This is a genomic window from Thioalkalivibrio sp. ALMg11 (assembly GCF_000377905.1).
In the GTDB taxonomy this organism is placed as follows: Bacteria; Pseudomonadota; Gammaproteobacteria; order Ectothiorhodospirales; family Ectothiorhodospiraceae; genus Thioalkalivibrio.
In genome coordinates, this window is sequence record NZ_KB898875.1 from 63,339 (window position 1) to 84,815 (window position 21,477).

Genomic DNA, 21,477 nt, shown 5'->3' on the forward strand with positions numbered 1-21,477 from the left:
CAGTACATCAAAGACGGTTGAGGCTGTCTCGCTTCGCGTGACAGCCTCAACCGAGGTTGGATCGTGTGAGCTACAGGTAGGGCGTGAGCAGGCGCGCGGCCCCATCGCGCAGTTGGGACACGAGCGGCCGGGCACGGACCTCGTCGAGCGTCAGGGGGTGCGATTGTTCGCGCAGCGCGTCGGTCCAGGTGGCCAGTTCCTGGCCCAGGCCGGCATCCAGGCATTCCAGGTTGAACTCGAAGTTCAGGCGCAGGCTGCGCGGGTCCCAGTTGGCGGAGCCGACCAGGGCCCACTCGCGGTCTACCAGCATCAGCTTGGCGTGGTTGAACGGTGGTGGTGTGAGCCACAGCCGGCAGCCGCGCTCCAGCAGTTCGGCCTGCTGCGGGCGGCTGGCCCATTCCACCAGGCGCAGGTTGCTTCGGGCAGGGATCAGGATGTCGACCTGCACCCCGCGCAGGGCCGCGGCCTTCAGCGCCCCGGTCAGCGCCACGTCGGGCAGGAAATACGGGGTCACGATAGTGACCTGTTCGCGCGCCTCGGCCAGGGCCGACTGCAGGGTGAAGTTCAGGACCTCGAAGTCCTCGTCCGGGCCGTCCGGCAGGCCGCGGCAGGCGCGGGCGCCAGCGGGGTCTACGGACTCCGGAAGCCAGAGCGGACCATCCAGGCGTTCGCCGGTGGCGAATTGCCAGTCTTCCGCGAACACCCGCTGCAACTGAGTGCAGGCCGGACCCCGCAGCTCGAAGTGGAGGTCGTGTATGGGGTGCGGACCGGGGTTGGTGTGGCTGTGGCCGCGGCGGATGTTCATGCCACCGGTGAAGGCGCGGGCGCCGTCGATCACCAGCATCTTGCGGTGATTGCGCAGGTTGAAGGCGGCCAGGCTGCTCGGCAGGTGTACCGGCATGAAGGCGGCGGCCGGCAGGCCCACCCGGCGCAGCTGGCGCAGCGTGTTGCGACGGCTGTAGCGGGCGCCGATGGCATCGATCAGGATGCGCACCTGCACGCCCCGGTCCTGCGCCTGCTGCAGGTGGGCGACGAAGCGCTCGCCTACCTGGTCGTAGTCGAAGATGTACGTGGCCAGGCTGATGCTGTGACGGGCCGCGTCGATCGCGGCTAGCATGTGCGCGTAGGCGCGATCACCGTCGAACAGCGGTTCGATCGCGTTGCCACCCACCAGACGGAACGGGCTCAGGCGGTCCCCGGAATGCAGCAGGCGCTGCCAGCGTTCCGGTGGCTTGGCCAGGCTGGCCCCGTCGGCGCTGGGGTCGGCGATCAGATAGCCCTCGCGCAGGGCGTGGGCCCGCCGGCGAATACGATTGACGCCGAACAGCCAGTAGAGCAGCGAGCCGGCCAGGGGCAGCAGCACGATCAGCCCGACCCAGGCGATGACGGTCCCGGTATCGCGGCGTTGCAGCAGCGCATGCACGACGCTGATCACCGCCAGGGCGAAGATGGCGATGGCGACGATACTGGCGATCCAGCCTGTATCCGGCACGGACGGACTCCTTGTCGATGATGCGTTTTCCGACCGCACCCGTGGAACGCCGGGCGCGTGCCCGCTACAGTACGCGGGCCCGACCCGGCGTAAAACCCCGGCCCATCCACGTCCGCGAGACCGTCGATGACCGATATCGAGACCCCCAGCCTGTTCGCCAACAGCGGCGAGCAGCTGCCGCTGAAGGACTTCACCGAGAAGGCGTACCTGGATTACTCCATGTACGTGATCCTGGACCGTGCGCTGCCGCATATCGGCGACGGCCTGAAGCCGGTACAGCGGCGGATCATCTACGCGATGAGTGAACTGGGGCTCTCCGCCACCGCCAAGTACAAGAAGTCCGCGCGCACCGTGGGCGACGTGCTCGGCAAGTTCCACCCGCACGGGGACAGCGCCTGCTACGAGGCGATGGTGCTGATGGCGCAGCCGTTCTCCTATCGCTATCCGTTCGTCGATGGGCAGGGCAACTGGGGTTCGCCGGACGACCCGAAGTCCTTCGCGGCGATGCGCTATACCGAGTCGCGCCTGTCGCGCTATGCCCAGCTGCTGCTCTCCGAACTGGGTCAGGGCACGGTGGACTGGGTGCCCAACTTCGACGGCGCGCTGGACGAGCCGAAGATGCTCCCGGCGCGGTTGCCGAACGTGCTGCTCAATGGGGGGTCCGGGATCGCCGTGGGCATGGCCACCGACATCCCGCCGCATAACCTGCGCGAGGTGGCCGCTGCCTGCGTGCACCTGCTGGAGCACCCGCAGGCGACGGTCGAGGAGCTGTGCGCGATCCTCCCGGCGCCGGACTTCCCGACCGAGGCCGAGATCATCACCCCGCCAGCCGAGCTGCGGAAGGTCTACGAGACCGGCCAGGGCTCGATCCGGGCCCGGGCGCGCTACGAGCGCGAGGGTGACGACATCGTGGTTACCGCCCTGCCGCACCAGGTCTCCGGCGCCAAGCTGCTGGAGCAGATCGCCGGCCAGATCCGCGCGAAGAAGCTGCCGATGGTCGAGGATCTGCGCGACGAGTCCGACCACGAGCACCCGACGCGCCTGGTGATTACCCCGCGCTCGAACCGGGTGGACGTCGAGGGCCTGATGGCGCACCTGTTCGCGACCACGGACCTCGAGAAGACCTACCGCGTGAACATGAACGTGATCGGCCTCGACGGGCGCCCGCGGGTGCGCGACCTGGCGGGCTTGCTCGGCGAGTGGCTGCAGTTCCGGATCGAGACAGTGCGCCGGCGCCTGCAATGGCGGCTGGAGAAGGTGCAGGCCCGGCTGCATGTGCTGGAAGGCCTGCTGATCGCCTATCTCAATATCGACGAGGTGATCGCGATCATCCGCGAGTACGACCGGCCAAAGCCGGAACTGATGAGCCGCTTTGGCCTCAGCGATATTCAGGCCGAGGCGATCCTGGAGCTGAAACTGCGCCACCTGGCGAAGCTCGAGGAGATGAAGATCCGCGGCGAGCAGGACGAGCTCAGTCAGGAGCGCGATCAGCTGGAGAAGACGCTGGGCTCCGAGCGCCGCCTGCGCACCCTGGTGCGTCGCGAGATCGAGAAGGACGCGAAGGAGTATGGCGACGAGCGTCGCTCGCCGCTGGTCGAACGCGCGGCCGCTCAAGCGCTGGACGAGTCGGCGCTGGTGCCGACCGAGCCGCTGACCATCGTGCTCTCGGAGAAGGGTTGGGCGCGCGCGGCCAAGGGCCACGATGTCGATCCCCGCGGGCTCAACTACAAGGCCGGGGATGCCTTCCAGGCGGCGGTCATCGGGCGCAGCAACCAGCCGGTGGCGTTCATCGACTCCACCGGTCGAACCTACACTATTGCGGCCCACACGCTGCCCTCGGCGCGTGGCCAGGGCGAGCCGCTCTCCGGTCGGGTGAACCCACCGGAGGGGGCACGTTTTGTCGGCCTGGCCACCGGGGCGGAGGAAGACCGCTGGCTGCTGGGCTCGGATCACGGCTACGGCTTCATAGCCAAGCTGGGTGACCTGCTCGGCCGGCAGAAGGCAGGCAAGAACGTGCTGAGCGTGCCGGCCGGCGCCGCCGTGCTGCAGCCCGCGCCGGTGCGCAACCCGCACGAGGACCACATCGCGATCGTCACGACCCGCGGCTATCTGCTGGTGTTCCCGGCCGCCGGGTTGCCGGAGCTTGCGCGCGGCAAGGGCAACAAGCTGATCGGCATCCCGTCCGCCGCCCTCAAGGACGGCTCCGAGCGGATACTCGGGGTGGCCGTGCTGGCGCCGCAGGACACCCTGGTCGTGCATGCCGGAAAGCGGTTCAAGGCGCTGGCCCCGGCGGAATGGGCGGAGTATCTTGGCGACCGCGCGCGCCGTGGGCGCCAGCTCCCGCGTGGCTATCAGAACGCGGACAGCCTGGACGTGCGAGCGGCCTGAACCCACGCGTACCCGTGTGGTCTGTGAACGCGGCGGTGCTTGAATGTGGCCGCTGCGCCCCGATTGTTGGTTCAACCCTTAGAGTTTATTAATGGAGTACAGGAAAGCTTCATGAAACGTATTGTGCTGTTTCTGGCGACCAACTTCGCCATCCTGATCGTCCTCAGTATCACCCTGCGCATCCTCGGGGTAGAGAGCATCCTGGATGACCAGGGGGTCAATCTCGACCTGACGGCGCTGCTGATCTTCGCGGCCGTCTTCGGTTTCGGTGGGTCGTTCATCTCGCTGGCCATCTCCAAGTGGATGGCGAAGAAGACCATGAAGGTCCACGTGATCGACAAGCCACGCAATGCCAGCGAGCAGTGGTTGCTGGAGACGGTCACGCGCCAGGCCAAGCAGGCCGGGATCGGGATGCCGGAGGTCGGCATCTACGACTCGCCGGACCCGAACGCCTTCGCCACTGGCATGAGCAAGAACAACGCCCTGGTGGCGGTCAGTACCGGCCTGCTGCAGAACATGGGGCAGGGCGAGGTCGAGGCCGTGCTGGGGCACGAGGTGGGCCATGTGGCCAATGGTGACATGGTGACGCTGGCGCTGATCCAGGGTGTGGTGAACACCTTCGTGATCTTCCTGTCGCGCGTGATCGGTCACTTTGTCGATCGCGTCATCTTCAAGAACGAGTCCGGTCACGGGCCGGCATTCTGGATCACGGCCATCGTGGCCGAGATCGTTCTCGCGATCCTGGCCTCCATCATCGTGTTCTGGTTCTCGCGTCAGCGCGAGTTCCGCGCCGACGAGGCGGGGGCTCGCTTTGCCAGCCGCGAGAAGATGATCGGGGCGCTGGAGTCGCTGGCGCGCGCCTCCGGTCGCGCGGTGGACATGCCGGACCAGATGGCGGCCTTCGGCATCCGCGGCGGCATGGCCCAGGGGCTGAAGAAGCTGTTCATGAGCCACCCGCCGATCGAGCAGCGCATCGCGGCGCTGCGCGCCAACGGCTGACCGGAGTTCTTCCGTACGCTACGAGCGGGCCGTCCTTCGGGGCGGCCTTTTTCGTTTGCGGTGCCAGGTGGCGGCCGCTCGGATCAGTAGTAGCGACCGCGTCCGGGTTCGCCGCCGGAGGCAGCGATGACGTTGTCGCCGACGAAGGGGTTGCTGCGGCGCTCTTCGCCGAAGGTCGACTCGGGGCCATGGCCGGGCACGAATCGCGTGTCGTCCCCTAGGGGCCAGAGCTTGCCGGTGATGGAGTCCAGCAGCTCGCGGCCGTTGCCGCGCGGAAAGTCGCTGCGGCCGATCGCGCCGTGGAACAGGACGTCACCGACCAGGGCGAGCCGGCCCTCCGGATCGTGGAAGACCACGTGGCCCGGGGTGTGGCCGGGACAGTGCAGGACGCGGAGGGTGGCTTGCCCGAGCTCGACGGTGTCGCCATCTTCCAGCCACTGATCGGGCACCAGCGGCTGGACCTCGGAGAAGCCGAAGATCTGCGCCTGCGCCGGGAGCTGGTCCAGCCAGAAGGCATCGTCGCGGTGCGGGCCGATGATCGGCGTGCCGGTACGTTTGGCCAGTTCGGCGGCCGCGCCCACGTGGTCCAGGTGACCATGGGTCAGCAGGATCTTCTCCAGGTGGACGCCCTGATCCCGCGCGATCCGTTCCAGGGCCGCGGCATCCGCGCCGGGATCGACCCAGGCCGCGGCCCCGGTGACATCGCACCAGATCAGGGTGGCGTTCTGGGCAAGCGGGGTGACGGGGTGACTCAGATGGCGAAGCATGGCAGTGGATCCGTGAACGAATTCGAATTTTGAAGGCAAGGGGGGGCTGGATTGCGCGCACCCGGGAATAGATCCGGCGAACGTGCGTCATACGGGGTATGCAGGTCTTCAAAGCTACGTGATATGACGATGCGGTGAATTTGCGACCCCCTGCGCATCCACCGGTTGACAAGAATATCGTCATATTAGAAGATTTGCATACGCTAATCGCTGTCCCCCCTGTCAGTGGTTAGTGGACTCCTCCATCCTCCTTTGGTGGTTTTCTTGGCGCGGGCTTCGACCCGCGCTTTTTTTTGCCTGCGATTCGCGTCATGCCGGCCGGCGTGTCTACCATGGTGGCCCCCGAAGACGCTGTGAATCGCCCTTCATGACTCGACGCCTGAACAGTCTGCGCACCGCGGTGTTGTCGTTCGTGCTGCTGCCGCTGTTGCTGTTGATGGCCGCGGTGGTGGCGCTGGGCCTGCATGAATTTCAGACCCAGATGGAAAACCGGATGCAGGAGGATATCGAGCTGGTGGCGCGCTCGATCCGCCTGCCCGTGGCCGGTGCGATGCTGCAGGACGACGCGGCCGGCGTGCAGCAGTCACTGGACTCCCTGTTCCAGATCGAGGAGGTGTTCGGGGTCTATGTCTACGATGCCGACGGCCGGATGGTAGCGGCCAGTGGCCCGCCCAGCCCGACCCTGCAGCGCCGTGGCGAGGCGCAGGTCATCAGCGAAACCGGGAGTCTCGGGGCTTTCGGCGAACATCAGGGGCGCGAGACCTTTTCGTTCTTTCTTCCGTTGTCCGATCCGGCCGGGCGCATCGTAGGGCTGTTGCAGGTGACGCGCGATGTGACGCCGTTCCGGGCCTTCGTCGCCCAGCTCCAGTGGCAGGGTGGGTTGTTGATGCTGGCAGTTAGCGGGCTGTTTCTGCTGGTGGTGCTGTTCGGGTACCACCGGGCCGTGGGGCGGCATGTGTCTCGGTTGATGGCCGCGATGCGCGCGATTGGCGACGGCCAGCGCGGATTGCGGGCGCCGGAACAGGGGCCGGCGGAGCTGCGCGGGCTGGCGGTGTCGATGAACCGCATGATGGAGCGTCGCGAGGCCTCGGAGGCCGAACTGGAGGCGCAGCGCCGCGAGCAGGTGCGGCTGGAGGAGAAGCTGCGGCACTCGGAGAAGCTGGCGGCGATCGGCCAGCTGGCGACCGGCGTAGCGCACGAACTGGGGACACCCCTTGGCATCATCGCCGGACGGGTACAGCGCGCCATCCGGCACCTGCCGGAGGCGGACCCGGCGCGCACCGAGATGGAGGCGCTGAAGGCCGAACTGGAGCGGGTGGAGACCATTGTGCGCCAGCTGCTGGACTTTGCCCGGCGCAATCCGTTGCAGGAACGCTCGCTGGATCTCGCGCAGCTGGTGGGCGAGCTGGTCGAGCGCGTGCGCGAGCGGCATGCCTCCGGCGGGGTGGAATTCCGGCTCGAAGGCCCCGAGCTGACCATCGCCGCGGACCGGCTGCGCTTGGGGCAGGCCCTGGAGAATCTGCTGGAGAACGCCGCGCAAGTGGCCGTCCACGAGGTCCGGGTCCGCTGGCACGCCGAGTCCGACCGGGTCGAACTGGTGGTGGCGGACGACGGTCCCACGGCCGGACGTGGGATTGATGACGCGCAGGCCGAACGCCTGTTCGAGCCCTTCTTTACCACCAAGCCCACCGGCGAGGGGACCGGGCTCGGGCTGGCGGTGGTGCAGGTGGCGCTGGAGGACCACGGGGGTACGGTGATGCTGGATCGCAGTGTCGCGGGGGAGACCCGTTTTGTTGTGGATCTGCCCGTGGCCGCGGGCGCCCAGGAGGATTTTCTTCGATGAGCAGCAAGGCACAAGTCCCCGCAATGCCCCCGGAGTCGGTCCTGGTCGTGGAGGACGATCGCGGGCATCGCGAACTCTTGAACGAAGAGCTGACCGAGGCCGGCTACGCGGTCACGGCGGTGGGCAGTGCCGAGGATGCCGCGCAGGTGCTCGCGCAAGAGTCCTTCAGCCTGGTGGTGAGCGACCTGCGCCTGCCGGGCGCAGATGGCTTCCAGGTGCTGCAGGACGCCCGCGCCCGGGTGCCGACCCCCGGGTTCATCATGCTCACCGGTTTCGGAACCATCGACCAGGCGGTGGCGGCGCTGAAGGCCGGCGCCGACGATTTCCTGACCAAGCCGGTGGACCTGGATCACCTGCGCCTGGCCGCCGACCGGGTGACCGAGGCGCGTCGCCTCAAGGACGAGGTGCGTCGGTATCGCGAGGTCCTGGCGCAGGCCGATGGCTTTCACGGCATGCAGGGGCGCAGTCCGGCCATGCTGCAGTTGTTCGACCTGATCCGGCGGATCGCAGTCGCCGATGGCAGCGTCCTGATTACCGGGGAGTCCGGCACCGGCAAGGAGCTGGTCGCGCGGGCGCTGCACGCGGAAAGCGAGCGGGCCCATGGGGCGTTCGTGGCGATCAATTGCGCGGGCATCCCCGAGGCCCTGCTGGAGTCGGAGTTGCTGGGGCACGTGGCGGGTGCGTTCAGCGGGGCCAAGGGGGCCCGGCGCGGCCTGTTTACCGAGGCGGACGGCGGGACCCTGTTCCTGGACGAGATCGCCGAGATGCCGGTGGCCATGCAGAGCAAGCTGTTGCGTCTTCTGCAGGACGGTCGCGTGCGCCCGGTGGGCGCCAACGAGGAAATCGCGACCGACGTGCGTATCGTCGCGGCCACGCATCAGGACCTGCGGGCGCATATTGCCGACGGGCGCTTCCGCGAGGATCTCTACTATCGCCTGGAGACCTTCCGCATCGAGATCCCGCCGCTGCGCGAGCGTGGCGATGACATCGAACGCCTGGCTTTGCAGTTCCTGCGCCAGCAGGCCCTGGCCCGCGATCTGCCCGAGCGGCGCCTGAGCCCCGAGGCCCTGCGCGCGCTGGTACGTTATTCGTTCCCCGGGAACGTGCGCGAACTCGCGAGCCTCATGGAGCGCGCCGCGACCCTGGCCGCGGGCGAGGTGATCGAAACCCGCGATCTGCCCGAGCGCGTATTCCAGGTGCCCCCCGAGGAGAGCCCCGGCGGGGCCGCGGGCGACCGCCAGGACGGGCCGGCGCCTGTTCCGGGGGTGGATGACGACAGCCAGTGGCCAACGCTGGAGGAACGCGAACGCGAGTATATCCGGCGGGTGCTAAGGCATGTGGAAGGCAACAAGCAGCGGGCGGCCCGGATCCTCGGCATCGGCCGCAAGACGCTGTACCGCAAACTCGGGGAATCCGACCCATCGTGACATCCTGACCCGGGTCGACCTGACTCATGTGTCATTCTGACCCGGTTTACCGCTGGGGCGCGCCCCGGTGCCTCCAGGATAGCGAACTTATAAGCTACTGTTTCAAGGTGTTTTGTTTATCCTTTTCCAATCTTGGCACGATGCCTGCTCCTCCTTGGGCAGCAATCGAGGAATCGGAACCGCAGTGATGGCCCATTCCTCCTCACACGGTTGCAACGAAATCGGGCGTGCGGAAGGCCGACCTTGAGTCGTGGTCCCTCTCGCGCCGAGATCCGAACGATCCAAAGGTAAAAGGAGCAACATGATGAATATGCGCAAGACGATGCTCGCGATGGCCCTGACTTCCCTGTTTGCCGTGGGTGGTGCAGCCTCCGCCCAGTATGGCGGTGCCGAAGGTGGCGCCGGTGGTGGCGACATGGGCGGTGCCCAGGGCGGCCAGCCGCCGGCTCAGGAAGGCGGTGCCGGTGGTGGCGCTCAGGGCGGTCAGCCGCCGCAGGGTGGCGCGGCCCAGGGTGGCGCCCCGATGCAGGAAGCCCCCGAGGTGGATCTGAGCGAGGAAGACATCGACACCTTCGTCTCTGCCTTCGTTGCGGTGCAGGAAGTGCGCGAAGACTTCGCCGACCGCTTGCAGAGTGCCGAGGACGAAACCGAGGCCCAGTCCATGCAGCAGGAAGCACAGGACGAAATGGTCAATGCAGTTGAAGACTCGGGCATGAGTGTCGAGGAATACAACGAAGTGGCCATGGCCCTGCAGAACGACCCCGAGCTGATGCAGGAAGTCCAGGAGCGCGCTGAAGCCCAGCTGTAACGGGCAGCGCAAGACCTCCCCGGGCATTGCGCCCGGGAGTCTGCAGGGGCCGGCCTTCGGGGCGGCCCCTTGTTTGTGCCCGGGGGCATGAACGCGAATGTGCACATTGATCCGTGATTCCCGGGAGGGTAGACGCCTTCGCGTCTCGGGAATTGTCCCTGTAGCTTGAACTGGGCGGAGGGAAGCGTTATTCTTGCGCGCTTTCTGAATCGCCCCGACCTCGGAGCATCGAACATCATGAGTACCATTAGCGCCAAGCCGGCCGAAGTCGAACGCGACTGGTTTCTCGTCGACGCCGACGGCAAGACCCTCGGTCGACTCGCCACGGAAATCGCACATCGCCTGCGCGGGAAGCACAAGCCCGTGTACACGCCGCATGTCGATACCGGTGACTACATCGTCGTGATCAACGCGGAGAAGATCCGCGTCTCCGGCAACAAGGCCATGGACAAGAAGTACTTCCACCATTCCGGTTACCCGGGTGGTATCAAGGAAGCCAACTTCACCCAGATGATCGAGCGTCATCCGGAGAAGGTGCTGGAGCTTGCCGTCAAGGGCATGCTGCCGCGCAACCCGCTTGGCCGGGCCATGTTCAAGAAGCTCAAGGTCTACGCCGGTACCGAACACCGGCACACGGCCCAGCAGCCGCAGCCGCTCGAAGTCTGAGCCGCCAGAATCAGCAAGGGAATCGATCCGAATGGCTATCAATCAGTATTACGGCACCGGCCGCCGCAAGACCGCCTCGGCGCGCGTCTTCCTGCGTCCCGGCACGGGCAACATCACGGTTAACGAGAAGCCGCTGGACGACTTCTTCGGCCGCAAGACCTCGCGCATGGTGGTACGCCAGCCGCTGGAGGCGACCGAGTCGACCGGAAACTTCGACGTGATCGCGACCGTTGAAGGCGGTGGCGGAAACGGCCAGGCCGGCGCGATCCGTCTGGGCATTGCCCGCGCCCTGGTGCAGTACAACGAAGACATGCGCCCGTCGCTGCGTCGTGGTGGTCATCTGACCCGCGATGCCCGCGAGGTCGAGCGCAAGAAGATTGGCCTGCGCAAGGCCCGTCGTGCAACCCAGTACTCGAAGCGCTAAAATTCGCGCCGAGTTTCGGGCTGCACCCGACCCGGTTTACTGGGGGATCGTCTAGCGGTAGGACTGCGGACTCTGACTCCGCCAACCCAGGTTCGAATCCTGGTCCCCCAGCCATTCATGGAAGAAGGCCCCCTTGTGGGGCCTTTTTTCATGAATGGCTGGAAGGTTTCAGGATGAGAACCTGCAAGGTTCGACGGTGAGGCGTAGCCGAGCCGAACAGCGCCGTATGCGGCGCTGGCCCGAAGGGCGAGGCGCATAGCGCCGAGTAATCCTGGTCCCCCAGCCATTCATGGAAGAAGGCCCCCTCGTGGGGCCCTTTTCTATGGATATTTGAGCGGACCAGGGTTCGAACCTGGAAGGTTCGGCGAAGCGCAGTGAAGCACTGCACGCGCGCAGCGTGTGCAGCCCCTAAGGGGTGAGGCGCCGCAGCCGCCGAATCATCCTGGTCCCCCAGCCATGGGAGCATGACCACTACTCGGGCCAGAACGCCAGGGCTCTTAGAAAGGGGAATTCGTCTCCGCAGTGCGCAACGATGGCGTTGTGGATAAAGGCATCGTGCCCATGTCTTCCCAGTGCAAGGTAGTAGCGGGTCACTCCGTGTTCCGTATAAATCAGCCAGTCACCAGTCAGTCGATTGCGTTCACGTTCTGCTCTGAAAAAACGTGGAACCTCGTTCGGGGGCACGCCTCTGTGCATTGCCCTCTCTAGCAGGTATTGAAACGTCTCTGGGTCGAGAAAGTGGTGGTGCTTCAAGCCTTCCAGGAGTGGCCCGCGAAAAGTGCTCTCGGATTGCGCGTTGTCGGGTGATTTGAAGCCCATGATCCCGGGCCTGCCCTGATCGAGGGCCGCGATTTCTTCGACAAGTCCAACCGGACGCCCGAGATCGCGTATGCCCCAGTGGAAGAGCTGAGCCACGAGTAAGGATGAATATCGCCCAGCGACCGTGTCTTTAAGTCCAAGGGTGGTTGCGATCTCGTCAATCTCTGCGGGTGATGGAACCTTATGTGAGCCATCAGGCCGCGGAATGCTATATCGGTACAGTTCAGAATCCATGCCCTTTACTCTAGCCGGTCAAAAACCGATTGGAAGCAAGGTAGAGGGCGGAAGATTTCTCGGGGACATCAACCCCACGCTGACTCCGCTACAATCCCTCGACAGTGATCGGGAAATGCAGGGAATTCTCCCGCCCTTTTTCCGTCCAAGTCCGCAGAGCCCGGCCGTACCGGGGCGGATCGATCAAAACGCGAGAGAAGAGAGGAGTGACCATGTCGGTACCCGAGAATCCCTACGAGCCGGTCAGCGTGGATGTGACAGCCCACGAGGTCGAAGGGCTGGACACCTGGTACATGATCGGGATCGCCGGTATCCCGGATCCCGACAACGAGGGGCATACCTCGAATGCGGGGTTCGTCGTGACCGACGAGGGCGTGGTTGTCTATGACGCCCTGGGGACGCCACCGCTTGGCTTCGAGATGATTCGCCGGATCCGCGAGGTGACCGACCAGCCGATCAAGTACGTGATCGCCGGTCATTATCACGCGGACCACATCTATGGCCTGCAAGCGTTTGCGGACCACACTGATGCGAAGATTATCGGGCAGGCTCGTGCGCGGGACTATCTGGGCGGTGCCGGTGCGGTGGCGCGGCTCGAGCAGCGCCGCGGCGTGCTGGCCCCGTGGGTGGACGAGGACACCCAGATCATCCCGCCGGACGAGTTCTTCGAGGACGAGTACACCATCCGCCTGGGTGGCAAGACCTTCCGTTGTGTGCACGCCGGCCCGGCCCACTCGCCGGACGACATCATCATGGTGGTGGAGGAGACCGGCGTGGTGTTCGCCGGCGACATCGTGTTCGACGGCCGCATTCCGTTTCTGGGCGATGACGCCCTGGATTCGGAGAACTGGGTCAAGCGCCTGGAAGAACTGATGGAGATGGACCTGAAGTTTCTGGTCCCGGGGCATGGCGAGGCGACCGATCAAGCGGCCCGGGCAGTCAAGTTCACCCGCGACTACCTGGTGAAGCTGCGCGAGCACATGGCCGGGGCGGTCGAGAACATGGATTCCTTCGACGAGGCCTACGCCTCGATGGACTGGAGCGAATACGAAGACCTTCCGGCCTTCGAGCAGACCAACCGCAGCAACGCCAACGCGGTCTATCTGGAAATGGAAGAGAAGCTCTTTTGAGATCGGCCCCTGGGGAAGCGCAGTCAGTGCTTCCCTTGCGGGCCCTTGATGTATCCCTGAACCCCACGAGCGAAAGGAATGATCGCCAATGACGCTGAATATCGAACCGGGCCTGCTAATGGCCATCCTGTCCCTGGTAGCGGGCATCCTGATCCTGATCCGGCCCCGCCTGCTGAACTACATCGTCGCGATCTATCTGATCGTTATCGGGGTGCTGGGTCTTCTGGCTTATTTCTAGGGAGATCTAAAGGGGCGCCAGCGCGGACGCGTGAATTGATCAGCGTCTCCCTGGCGACGTAAAGGCCCCTCGCCACCGATAGTTTGGTGCCCAAAAGCATGGACCAACAGTGCGACTTCGTGCGCAGGGCGTGCGGACCCGTTACTCTTTGGCCACATTCTGATCGGGGGGCTACGCCTCAATGACCGCCGAACGCGTCCGAGAAATACCCTATAACTACACCTCATTCTCCGACCGCGAAATCGTTATCCGTTTCCTCGGTTCCGATACCTGGGACCTCCTCAACGAGCTGCGTGGGGAGCGTCGGACGGGCGTGTCCGCGCGCATGCTGTTCGAGGTTCTCGGGGACATGTGGGTGGTCACCCGAAACCCGTACATCCAGGATGATCTGCTGGAGGACAAGAAGCGCCGCAAGGCGCTGATCGACGCCATGCAGCATCGTCTGGGCCAGATCACGGCCCGGGCCGACGGCAACGAGAAGGCGCTCAAGCTGGGTCAGCGCGCGCAGGCGGCGGTGTCTGCCTTTGCGCAGGAGTTCACTGATACCGCCGCGCTGCGCGATCAGGTGCGCAAGCGCATGAAGGCCCTGACGCACAAGGACAACATCCAGTTCGGCGGCCTGGCGCGGGTCTCCCACGTGACCGATGCGACCGACTGGCGTGTCGAGCTCCCGTTCGTGGTGCTCACCCCGGATTCCGAGGAAGAGATGGGCCCGCTGGTCGCGGCCTGCATCGAGCTCGGCCTGACGGTGATCCCGCGTGGCGGTGGCACCGGTTACACCGGTAGTGCCGTCCCGCTGTCCAAGCGCTCGGCGGTTATCAACACCGAGAAGCTGGAGGGCCTGGGCGAGGTCAAGCGCCGGCCCTTGCCGGGCGTGGAGCATGACGTACCGGTGGTGCGGGTAGAGGCCGGTGTAGTCACCAAGCGCGTCTCCGAGTTGGCCGATCGCAACGGCCTGGTGTTCGCGGTGGATCCGACCTCGCAGGACGCCTCCACCATCGGTGGCAACGTCGCGATGAACGCCGGCGGGAAGAAGGCCGTGCTGTGGGGCACCGCGCTGGACAACCTGGCCGCGTGGACCATGGTGACCCCCGAGGCGGAGTGGATGTATGTCGAGCGCCTCGACCACAACCTCGGCAAGATCCACGATGCCGGGACGGTGCGCTTCCGCGTGAATCGCTATCAACCGGACGGCAAGACCCCGAAGGGCGAGCCCGAGATCCTTGAAATGCCGGGGCAGAGCTTCCGCAAGCTGGGGCTCGGCAAGGACGTGACCGACAAGACCCTGATGGGAGTGCCGGGCATCCAGAAGGAAGGCTGCGACGGTCTGATCACCTCGGCCGAGTTCATCCTGCACCGGATGCCGGACAACATTCGCACCGTGTGTCTGGAGTTCTACGGGACCGATCTGCACCAGGCCGTCCCGGCGATCGTCGAAATCAAGGATGCGGTGGACGCCGAGGAAGAAGTCCTGCTGGCGGGCCTGGAGCACCTCGACGAGCGCTACGTGCGCGCGGTGAAGTACACCCCGAAGGGTGCCCGTGGTGACCTGCCGAAGATGGTCCTGGTCGCCGACATTGTCTCCGACAACGAGGATGCCCTGGGCAAGCTGGCCGCCAGGATGGTGCGCGCGGCGAACGCCCGCAATGGCGAGGGTTTCATTGCGGTCAGCCCCGAGGCGCGCAAGCGCTTCTGGGCGGATCGTGCGCGTACCGCCGCGATTGCTCACCACACCAACGCGTTCAAGATCAACGAGGACGTGGTGATCCCGCTGGAGCGCCTGGCGGAGTACACCGAGGGGATCGAGACCCTGAACGTGCGCGAGTCGCTGAAGAACAAGCTCCGGATGGTCGACGAGATGCAGGAGTGCATGCGCGGTGACCATCCGGAGTTGCGCGAGTTGCTGGACGACACCGGTGGCGAGGGCAAGCAGTGGTTCGAGGCCAAGCGCGAGCGCGCGGTCGAGGTCCTGGAGACGGTGAAGAAGCGCTGGGAGGCAATCTCGGACAACTTCTTCACCCAGGCCTCGGAATGTGACGAGCTGCTGGACGAGCCGGCCCGAGCGGATCGGCGCGACCACGACAAGCTGATCAATGTGCTGCTGCGGCGCAGCCTGCGCATCTCCTACCGCGCCGAGGTCGAGCGCCCGCTGTTCGAGATCTTCGGCGGGCACCAGCTGGAGCCGGTGCGCAAGCGCCTCACCGCGATCCACGACCGGGTACTGACCAGCCGCCTGTTCATTGCCCTGCATATGCATGCGGGCGACGGCAACGTGCACACCAACATCCCGGTCAACTCCAACGACTACCAGATGATGCACCAGGCCGAGCGCCTGGTGGATGAAGTGATGCGGCTGGCACGCGAGCTCAACGGGGTGATCTCCGGCGAGCACGGGATCGGGCTGACCAAGATGCAGTATCTGGAGCCCGAACGCATCGAGTCGTTCGCGAAGTACAAGAAGGATGTCGACCCGAATGGCGTGTTCAACGCCGGCAAGCTGCTGGTGGGCTCCGGGTTGTCCAATGCCTATACGCCGTCGCTGCGCCTGGTAAAGCAGGAGGCGCTGATCCTTGAACAAAGCGAGCTGGGCGATCTCAACGACGAGATCAAGGACTGCCTGCGTTGCGGCAAGTGCAAGCCGGTGTGCAACACGCATGTCCCGCGCGCCAACCTGCTGTACTCGCCGCGCAACAAGATCCTGGCGACCGGTCTGATCGTCGAGGCCTTCCTCTACGAGGAGCAGACCCGTCGCGGCCTGTCGCTGAATCACTTCGAGGAGATGAACGACGTCGCGGATCACTGCACGATCTGCCACAAGTGCCTGAACCCGTGCCCGGTCGATATCGACTTCGGCGACGTGACCATGCACATGCGTTCGATCCTCAGCAAGAAGGGCAAGCGCAAGGCAACACCGGCGACCATGATGTCCATGGCCTTCCTGAACGCGAAGGACCCGGCCACCATCAAGGGCATCCGCATGGGCGCGATCCAGATGGGCTACGCCGCCCAGCGTTTCGGGCACGCGGTGTTCAAGAAGCTGAACCTGACCGGCGAGGGCAAGCGCCCGCGCTCGACCACTGGCAAGGCGCCGATCCACGAGCAGGTCGTGCACTTCGTCAAGAAGCCGATGCCGGCCGGACTGCCGAGTCAGACCACGCGGCAGATGCTGGGGCTGGAGGATTCGCGCTACGTGCCGATCCTGCGCGACCCGGTCAAGACCGATCTGGATTCGGATGCGGTGTTCTACTTCCCGGGTTGCGGCTCGGAGCGCCTGTTCAGTCAGGTGGGCCTGGCCACGCTGGCCATGCTCTACGACGTCGGCGCGCAGACCGTGTTGCCGCCCGGCTATCTGTGCTGCGGCTACCCGCAGAATGCTGGTGGCGATTTCGAGAAGGGCCAGCAGATCAGTACCGAGAACCGGGTGCTGTTCCACCGCCTGGCGACCACGCTGAACTACCTCGACATCAAGACCGTCGTGGTGTCCTGTGGCACCTGTATGGATCAACTCCTGAAATACGAGTTCGAGCGGATCTTCCCGGGTTGCCGGCTGCTGGACATCCACGAGTACCTGATGGAGAAGGGCGTCCATCTCGAGGGGCTAGAGGGTGTGCAGTATATGTACCACGATCCCTGCCATTCGCCGATGAAGTCGCACAAGCCGACCGATGTCGCGGCCAAGCTGCTGGGCCAGGAGGTTCTGCAGTCCGACCGTTGCTGTGGCGAGGCCGGGACCTTTGCGATCAGCCGTCCGGATATCGCCACCCAGGTGCGTTTCCGCAAGCAGGAAGAGCTGCACAAGGGCATCAAGGAGCTGACCGGCGAGGAGAAGGCGAAGGACGGCAACGTGAAGATGCTGACCTCCTGCCCGGCCTGCCAGCAGGGTCTGTCGCGCTATCGCGAGGACACCGGGATGGATACCGATTACATCGTGGTGGAGATGGCCAACCGTCTGATGGGCGACGGCTGGCAGAAGGCCTTCATCGAACGGGCCCGCGAGGGTGGGATCGAGAAGGTCCTGCTGTAGGGCCACCGGCTGTGTTCCGTCTGGGGCTCCACATGGCGCGCCGGGGTTGGCTACAATCGGGGCACCGGGCGGTCGCGGCGGAATAAAGGATCGTAACGCCGCGTCGCCCCTAAGGGCGTACGCAATGCCCGTCAAGGCCGCGGCAGTGCGTGCGGCATGTCCATCCGTCCATGCAAGGGAGTTCGCATGACCTTTCGCTCTTTGAGTCCCCGCCTCGCCGTCATGGCCCTTTGTTTCGGGCTGGCGGCGGCCCCCGTCGTGGCCAGTGCCCAGGCCTTTGTCGAATTCCCCGGTCGCAGCCTGTACGAGCGCTTCGGCGTGGATGCCGTGGACCTGTTCGATCTGCGTGGCCAGCTGTCGCGCTCTACGGTGATCGATGTCCGCCCGCGTCTGGAATACGACATTCTGCACATTGAGGGGGCCCATCATGTGCCGCTGGGCGCCCCGGATTTCGAGGATCAGGTACGGGCCCTGGAAGAGCAGCATGGCGGGCCCCTGGTGTTCTACTGCAACGGGCGCGAGAGCTACATGTCCTATCGCGCTGCCGCGCGGGCCAACGCGGCCGGACTCGGCCCGACCCAGGCCTATGACGCCGGCGTCGCCGACTGGGCAGACCGCTACCCGGGGCTGGCAATGCTCCGCGGCGAGCCGATCGAGGATCCCGAGACCCAGCTCATCACGGACGAGGCCTTCGAGGCGCGGTTGCTGGATGCCGACACCTTCGCCCGTCGTGTTCGCAACGACGACAATGCGGTGGTGCTGGACGTACGCGGCAACGAGGAGCGTGACGAGATCTCGCTGTTTGCCGGGCGCGAGATGTCGGCCCCGTTGGAGAACATCGATACGCTTAACCGCATCATCGGTCAGGCCAACCGGGACGGTGATGCGCTGTTGATCTTCGACCAGAACGGTCAGCAGGTGCGCTGGTTGCAGTATCACCTGGAGGAACGCGGCATCGAGAACTACCGCTTCCTGGAAGGCGGCCTGCAGCAGTTCTACGATGAGGTGATGGCGCGCTGATTGTCGGTCTCACCGCTTCTTGCCCACGTTAAAAAGGGCCGGGATCATATCGATCCCGGCCTTTTTTCTGGAGCGGTATCAGCGACGAAACAGCGCCAGGAGGATCGAGATCCCCACGCTGATGATGATCATCGTGGTAAGCGGGAAGTAGAAGCGGGCGTTCTCGCGTTCGATCACGATGTCACCCGGGAGCCGGCCCCAGGGGATTTTTCCGAGCCACGGCCACAGCAGACCGATCAGGACGATCAGCCCGCCGATGATGATCAGCCACTTGCCCGTCGCGTTCACTGTGGCGGACCCGACCCACTTAACCGGCGGTCATCTCCTCGACGCCCGAGGCGGAGCCCACCAGCATGACATCCGCCGAGCGGCGGGCGAACAGGCCGTTGGTCACGACGCCGGCGATATGGTCCAGCTCGGATTCGAGCTCCACCGGGTTCATGATGCGCAGGTTGTGCACGTCGAGGATCACGTTGCCGTTGTCCGTCTTGAAGCCCTCGCGCAGTTCCGGGTTGCCGCCCAGCTTCGACAGGGCGCGGGCCACGTGGCTGCGCGCCATCGGGATGACCTCGACCGGTAGCGGGAAGGCTCCCAGGTAGTCGACGACCTTGGTCTCGTCGACCACGCAGACGAAGGTCTTCGACGCCGCTGCGACGATCTTCTCGCGGGTCAGCGCGCCGCCGCCGCCCTTGGTCAGGTGCAGATGCCGGGTCGCCTCGTCGGCCCCGTCGACGTAGATCGGCAGCGGACCGGCGGAGTTCAGATCCAGAACCTCGATACCGTGGCCGCGCAGGCGCTCGGCGCTGGCCTCGCTGGAGGCCACGGCGCCATCGATCTTGCCCTTGATGCCGGCCAGGGCATCGATGAAGTAGTTCGCGGTGGAGCCGGTGCCCACGCCCACGATCCAGCCGCTTTCGATCCGTTCCAGCGCCGCCTCGGCGACCGCCTTTTTCATTTCGTCCTGATTCATCACCGTCTCCCGAAGTTTCTGTCCGTAACCCATTGAGGATACCGACTGCTCCGTCCCCGGGACAAGCGGAACCGTTAGGGCCTCGCATGCTATCGTTCGGGCCATGAAATTCCCCTATCTCGAGAAGATCCTGACGGCACGCGTCTACGACGTCGCGCGGGAGACGCCGCTGGACCCGATGCCGAACCTGTCGGAGCGTCTTGGCTCCACGCTGTGGCTCAAGCGCGAGGATCTGCAGCCGGTGTTCTCGTTCAAGCTGCGTGGCGCCTACAACAAGATCGCCCAGCTGACCCCGGAGCAGCGTGTAAAGGGCGTGGTCGCCGCCTCTGCCGGCAACCACGCGCAGGGCGTTGCGTTGGGGGCCAGCCACCTCGGCATCAAGGCCGTGATCGTGATGCCAGTGACCACGCCATCGATCAAGATCGACGCGGTGCGCCGGTTCGGTGGCAAGGCCGTGCTGCACGGGGACTCCTTCGACGAGGCCGCCGCGCACGCCCGCGAGCTGGAAGAGAAACACGGCTACACGTTCATCCATCCGTTCGACGATCCCGACGTGATTGCCGGGCAGGGCACGGTGGCGATGGAACTGCTGCGCCAGCACCCGGGCCATCTGGACGCGGTGTTCGTCTGCATCGGGGGTGGTGGGCTGGCGGCCGGGATGGCGGCCTATATCAAGCGCCTGCGCCCGGAGATCAAGGTCATCGGCGTGGAGCCGGACGATGCGCCCTCGATGTACAAGGCGCTACAGCAGAACCGCCGGGTCACCCTCAAGCAGGTCGGGATCTTTGCCGACGGCGCGGCCGTGCGTCAGGTGGGCAAGGAGACCTTCCGCCTGTGCCGCGACCTGATCGACGAGGTCCTCCTGGTGGACACTGATTCCATCTGCGCGGCCATCAAGGACATCTTCGATGACACCCGCGTGGTGGCCGAGCCGGCCGGGGCACTGGCGGTCGCCGGGATGAAGCAGTACATCCAGCGCGAGGGCCTGCAGGGTGCGAATCTGGCGGCGGTGCTCAGCGGGGCAAACATCAATTTCGACCGCCTGCGTCACGTGGCCGAGCGCGCCGAGATCGGCGAGCACCGCGAGGCCCTGTTTGCGGTCACCATCCCCGAGCGTCCGGGCAGCTTTCGTCAGTTCTGTCAGGCCATCGGCAAGCGCGGCATCACCGAGTTCAACTACCGCTACGCGGATGACGAGCATGCCCAGGTCTTTGCCGGCATCAAGCTGGAGGGGGGCGACGCCGAGCGCCAGGAGATCCTGACGGCCCTCGGGGGGGCCGGTTACGAGGTCCTGGACATGACCGAGAACGAGGTGGCCAAGCTGCACCTGCGGCACATGGTCGGCGGTCACGGAGGCGAGATCCGCAACGAGCGGATCTACCGCTTCGAGTTCCCGGAACGTCCCGGCGCGCTGCTGAATTTCCTCACCCATATGGGCCAGACCTGGAACATCAGCCTGTTTCACTATCGCAACCATGGCGCGGCCTATGGGCGCGTGCTGGTGGGTATACAGATCCCCTCCGAGGATCGGGCACGCTTTCGCGACTTCCTCAAGGAAGTCGGCTATGCCTGGCACGAGGAGACCGGGAATCCGGCGTACTCGCTGTTCCTGCGCTGATCTTGCGCCCCGATAGGGGTTAGCTCGTCTAGGCTGGCGCCGGTTTGTTCTCCGGTTTTTACGGTGGCGTCCGGTTCGTCGTCGGTGTTTGCGTGCCTTTGTCGGGCCGCCTGCCCGGCGCTGACTCGCCAGCGCGCCGCGAGCTACTTTCTTGCTTGCCCAAGAAAGTACCCTTCGAGGCGCCCCCGGATTCCGCCCGGGAACCTCGTTCCGGACGCGCTGGGCCGGCGGCGCTGAACTCGCTACGCCTGCGGCTCCGCTCAGACATCCAGCGCCCCGTGTCTATTTTTTGACTGGCCGGCCCATCACGCCCTTCGCGAGGGGCTCCATACGGGAAGGGAAAGTCAAAACAGACGGTATCCCGTAGGGTGCGGTCGAGCGCACCGAAACGCACCATGCCCCACGTCGTGCGAAACCCTGATGCGATTCGCTTCGCTCATCACATCCTACGTCCCCCGGCGCTCGCTACGCGGGCGCGGCACGCAACGGCCGTAGGCCAAGCGTGCCCAGGATGTCCGAAGACCTGGCCTTCATCCATTGGCGCGATCCTCAGGACAGCCGTTGTTTGGACCTACCCCCCCGTTGTCGTCGCGCCGAGTGGAGAGGGTTT

The 21,477-nt window shown here is 65.3% G+C and carries 17 protein-coding genes, 1 tRNA gene and 1 other RNA gene; 14 read left to right on the forward strand and 5 right to left on the reverse strand.

Annotation, left to right across the window (positions count from 1 at the left end):
• Positions 1–70: 70 nt before the first annotated feature.
• On the reverse strand, positions 71–1,492 hold the full coding sequence (cls, locus tag D578_RS0109890) for a cardiolipin synthase (protein ID WP_018949803.1): 1,422 nt from the start codon (positions 1,490–1,492) through the stop codon (positions 71–73).
• 126 nt (positions 1,493–1,618) lie between these two features.
• Between cls and parC the strand changes: the two genes are divergently transcribed.
• Entirely contained in the window at positions 1,619–3,880 is a 2,262-nt protein-coding gene (parC, locus tag D578_RS0109895) for a DNA topoisomerase IV subunit A (RefSeq protein WP_018949804.1), read from the forward strand.
• 111 nt (positions 3,881–3,991) lie between these two features.
• Positions 3,992–4,879 carry a protease HtpX gene (htpX, locus tag D578_RS0109900; protein ID WP_018949805.1) on the forward strand — a complete coding sequence of 296 codons (888 nt, stop codon included), beginning with the start codon at positions 3,992–3,994 and terminating at the stop codon, positions 4,877–4,879.
• An 83-nt stretch (positions 4,880–4,962) separates the two neighbouring features.
• Here the strand turns inward: htpX and D578_RS0109905 are convergent, their stop codons facing one another.
• Positions 4,963–5,646 (reverse strand): MBL fold metallo-hydrolase, encoded by a 684-nt coding sequence (locus D578_RS0109905; protein ID WP_018949806.1) that lies wholly within the window; start codon positions 5,644–5,646, stop codon positions 4,963–4,965.
• 367 nt (positions 5,647–6,013) lie between these two features.
• Here D578_RS0109905 and D578_RS0109910 point away from each other — a divergent pair, with 367 nt between their 5' ends.
• From D578_RS0109910 to D578_RS15530, 7 genes are all read left to right on the forward strand, one after another.
• On the forward strand, positions 6,014–7,489 hold the full coding sequence (locus D578_RS0109910) for an ATP-binding protein (RefSeq protein ID WP_018949807.1): 1,476 nt from the start codon (positions 6,014–6,016) through the stop codon (positions 7,487–7,489).
• The gene (locus D578_RS0109915) at positions 7,486–8,916 is read left to right on the forward strand and encodes a sigma-54 dependent transcriptional regulator (RefSeq protein ID WP_018949808.1); all 1,431 of its coding nucleotides are present in this window, start codon (positions 7,486–7,488) and stop codon (positions 8,914–8,916) included. The genes D578_RS0109910 and D578_RS0109915 overlap by 4 nt, the downstream gene beginning before the upstream one ends.
• Positions 8,917–9,220: 304 nt before the next feature.
• Positions 9,221–9,724: a DUF4168 domain-containing protein gene (locus tag D578_RS0109920; RefSeq protein ID WP_018949809.1), complete on the forward strand. Its 504-nt coding sequence runs from the start codon at positions 9,221–9,223 to the stop codon at positions 9,722–9,724.
• A 237-nt stretch (positions 9,725–9,961) separates the two neighbouring features.
• The gene (gene rplM / locus D578_RS0109925; protein WP_018144106.1) at positions 9,962–10,390 is read left to right on the forward strand and encodes a 50S ribosomal protein L13; all 429 of its coding nucleotides are present in this window, start codon (positions 9,962–9,964) and stop codon (positions 10,388–10,390) included.
• Positions 10,391–10,421: 31 nt separating this feature from the next.
• Entirely contained in the window at positions 10,422–10,814 is a 393-nt protein-coding gene (gene rpsI / locus D578_RS0109930) for a 30S ribosomal protein S9 (RefSeq protein ID WP_018144105.1), read from the forward strand.
• A 40-nt stretch (positions 10,815–10,854) separates the two neighbouring features.
• Positions 10,855–10,928, forward strand: a tRNA-Gln gene (locus D578_RS0109935).
• A 37-nt stretch (positions 10,929–10,965) separates the two neighbouring features.
• Positions 10,966–11,100: non-coding RNA, RtT sRNA (locus D578_RS15530), on the forward strand.
• A gap of 185 nt (positions 11,101–11,285) precedes the next feature.
• Here D578_RS15530 and D578_RS15930 read toward each other — a convergent pair.
• Positions 11,286–11,867 carry a hypothetical protein gene (locus tag D578_RS15930; RefSeq protein WP_155996782.1) on the reverse strand — a complete coding sequence of 194 codons (582 nt, stop codon included), beginning with the start codon at positions 11,865–11,867 and terminating at the stop codon, positions 11,286–11,288.
• A gap of 212 nt (positions 11,868–12,079) precedes the next feature.
• On the opposite strand from D578_RS15930, the gene D578_RS0109940 reads away from it, so the two are divergent.
• The 4 genes from D578_RS0109940 (at position 12,080) to D578_RS0109955 (ending at position 18,279) form a co-directional block, all read left to right on the forward strand.
• On the forward strand, positions 12,080–12,997 hold the full coding sequence (locus D578_RS0109940) for an MBL fold metallo-hydrolase (protein ID WP_018949810.1): 918 nt from the start codon (positions 12,080–12,082) through the stop codon (positions 12,995–12,997).
• A gap of 88 nt (positions 12,998–13,085) precedes the next feature.
• Positions 13,086–13,235 carry a DUF3096 domain-containing protein gene (locus D578_RS15535; RefSeq protein ID WP_018144103.1) on the forward strand — a complete coding sequence of 50 codons (150 nt, stop codon included), beginning with the start codon at positions 13,086–13,088 and terminating at the stop codon, positions 13,233–13,235.
• 181 nt (positions 13,236–13,416) lie between these two features.
• Positions 13,417–17,259, forward strand: coding sequence for a DUF3683 domain-containing protein (locus tag D578_RS0109950; protein WP_018949811.1), 3,843 nt, complete (start codon positions 13,417–13,419; stop codon positions 17,257–17,259).
• A 186-nt stretch (positions 17,260–17,445) separates the two neighbouring features.
• On the forward strand, positions 17,446–18,279 hold the full coding sequence (locus tag D578_RS0109955; RefSeq protein ID WP_018949812.1) for a rhodanese-like domain-containing protein: 834 nt from the start codon (positions 17,446–17,448) through the stop codon (positions 18,277–18,279).
• 78 nt (positions 18,280–18,357) lie between these two features.
• Here the strand turns inward: D578_RS0109955 and D578_RS0109960 are convergent, their stop codons facing one another.
• Both D578_RS0109960 and rpiA read right to left on the reverse strand, forming a co-directional pair.
• Positions 18,358–18,567 (reverse strand): DUF2905 domain-containing protein, encoded by a 210-nt coding sequence (locus D578_RS0109960; protein ID WP_018949813.1) that lies wholly within the window; start codon positions 18,565–18,567, stop codon positions 18,358–18,360.
• 19 nt (positions 18,568–18,586) lie between these two features.
• Entirely contained in the window at positions 18,587–19,249 is a 663-nt protein-coding gene (gene rpiA, locus D578_RS0109965; protein WP_042798429.1) for a ribose-5-phosphate isomerase RpiA, read from the reverse strand.
• Between the two features lie 91 nt (positions 19,250–19,340).
• Here rpiA and ilvA point away from each other — a divergent pair, with 91 nt between their 5' ends.
• A complete protein-coding gene (gene ilvA, locus D578_RS0109970; protein ID WP_255349551.1) occupies positions 19,341–20,867 on the forward strand; it encodes a threonine ammonia-lyase, biosynthetic in 1,527 nt (508 codons plus the stop codon).
• Positions 20,868–21,477 lie beyond the last annotated feature (610 nt).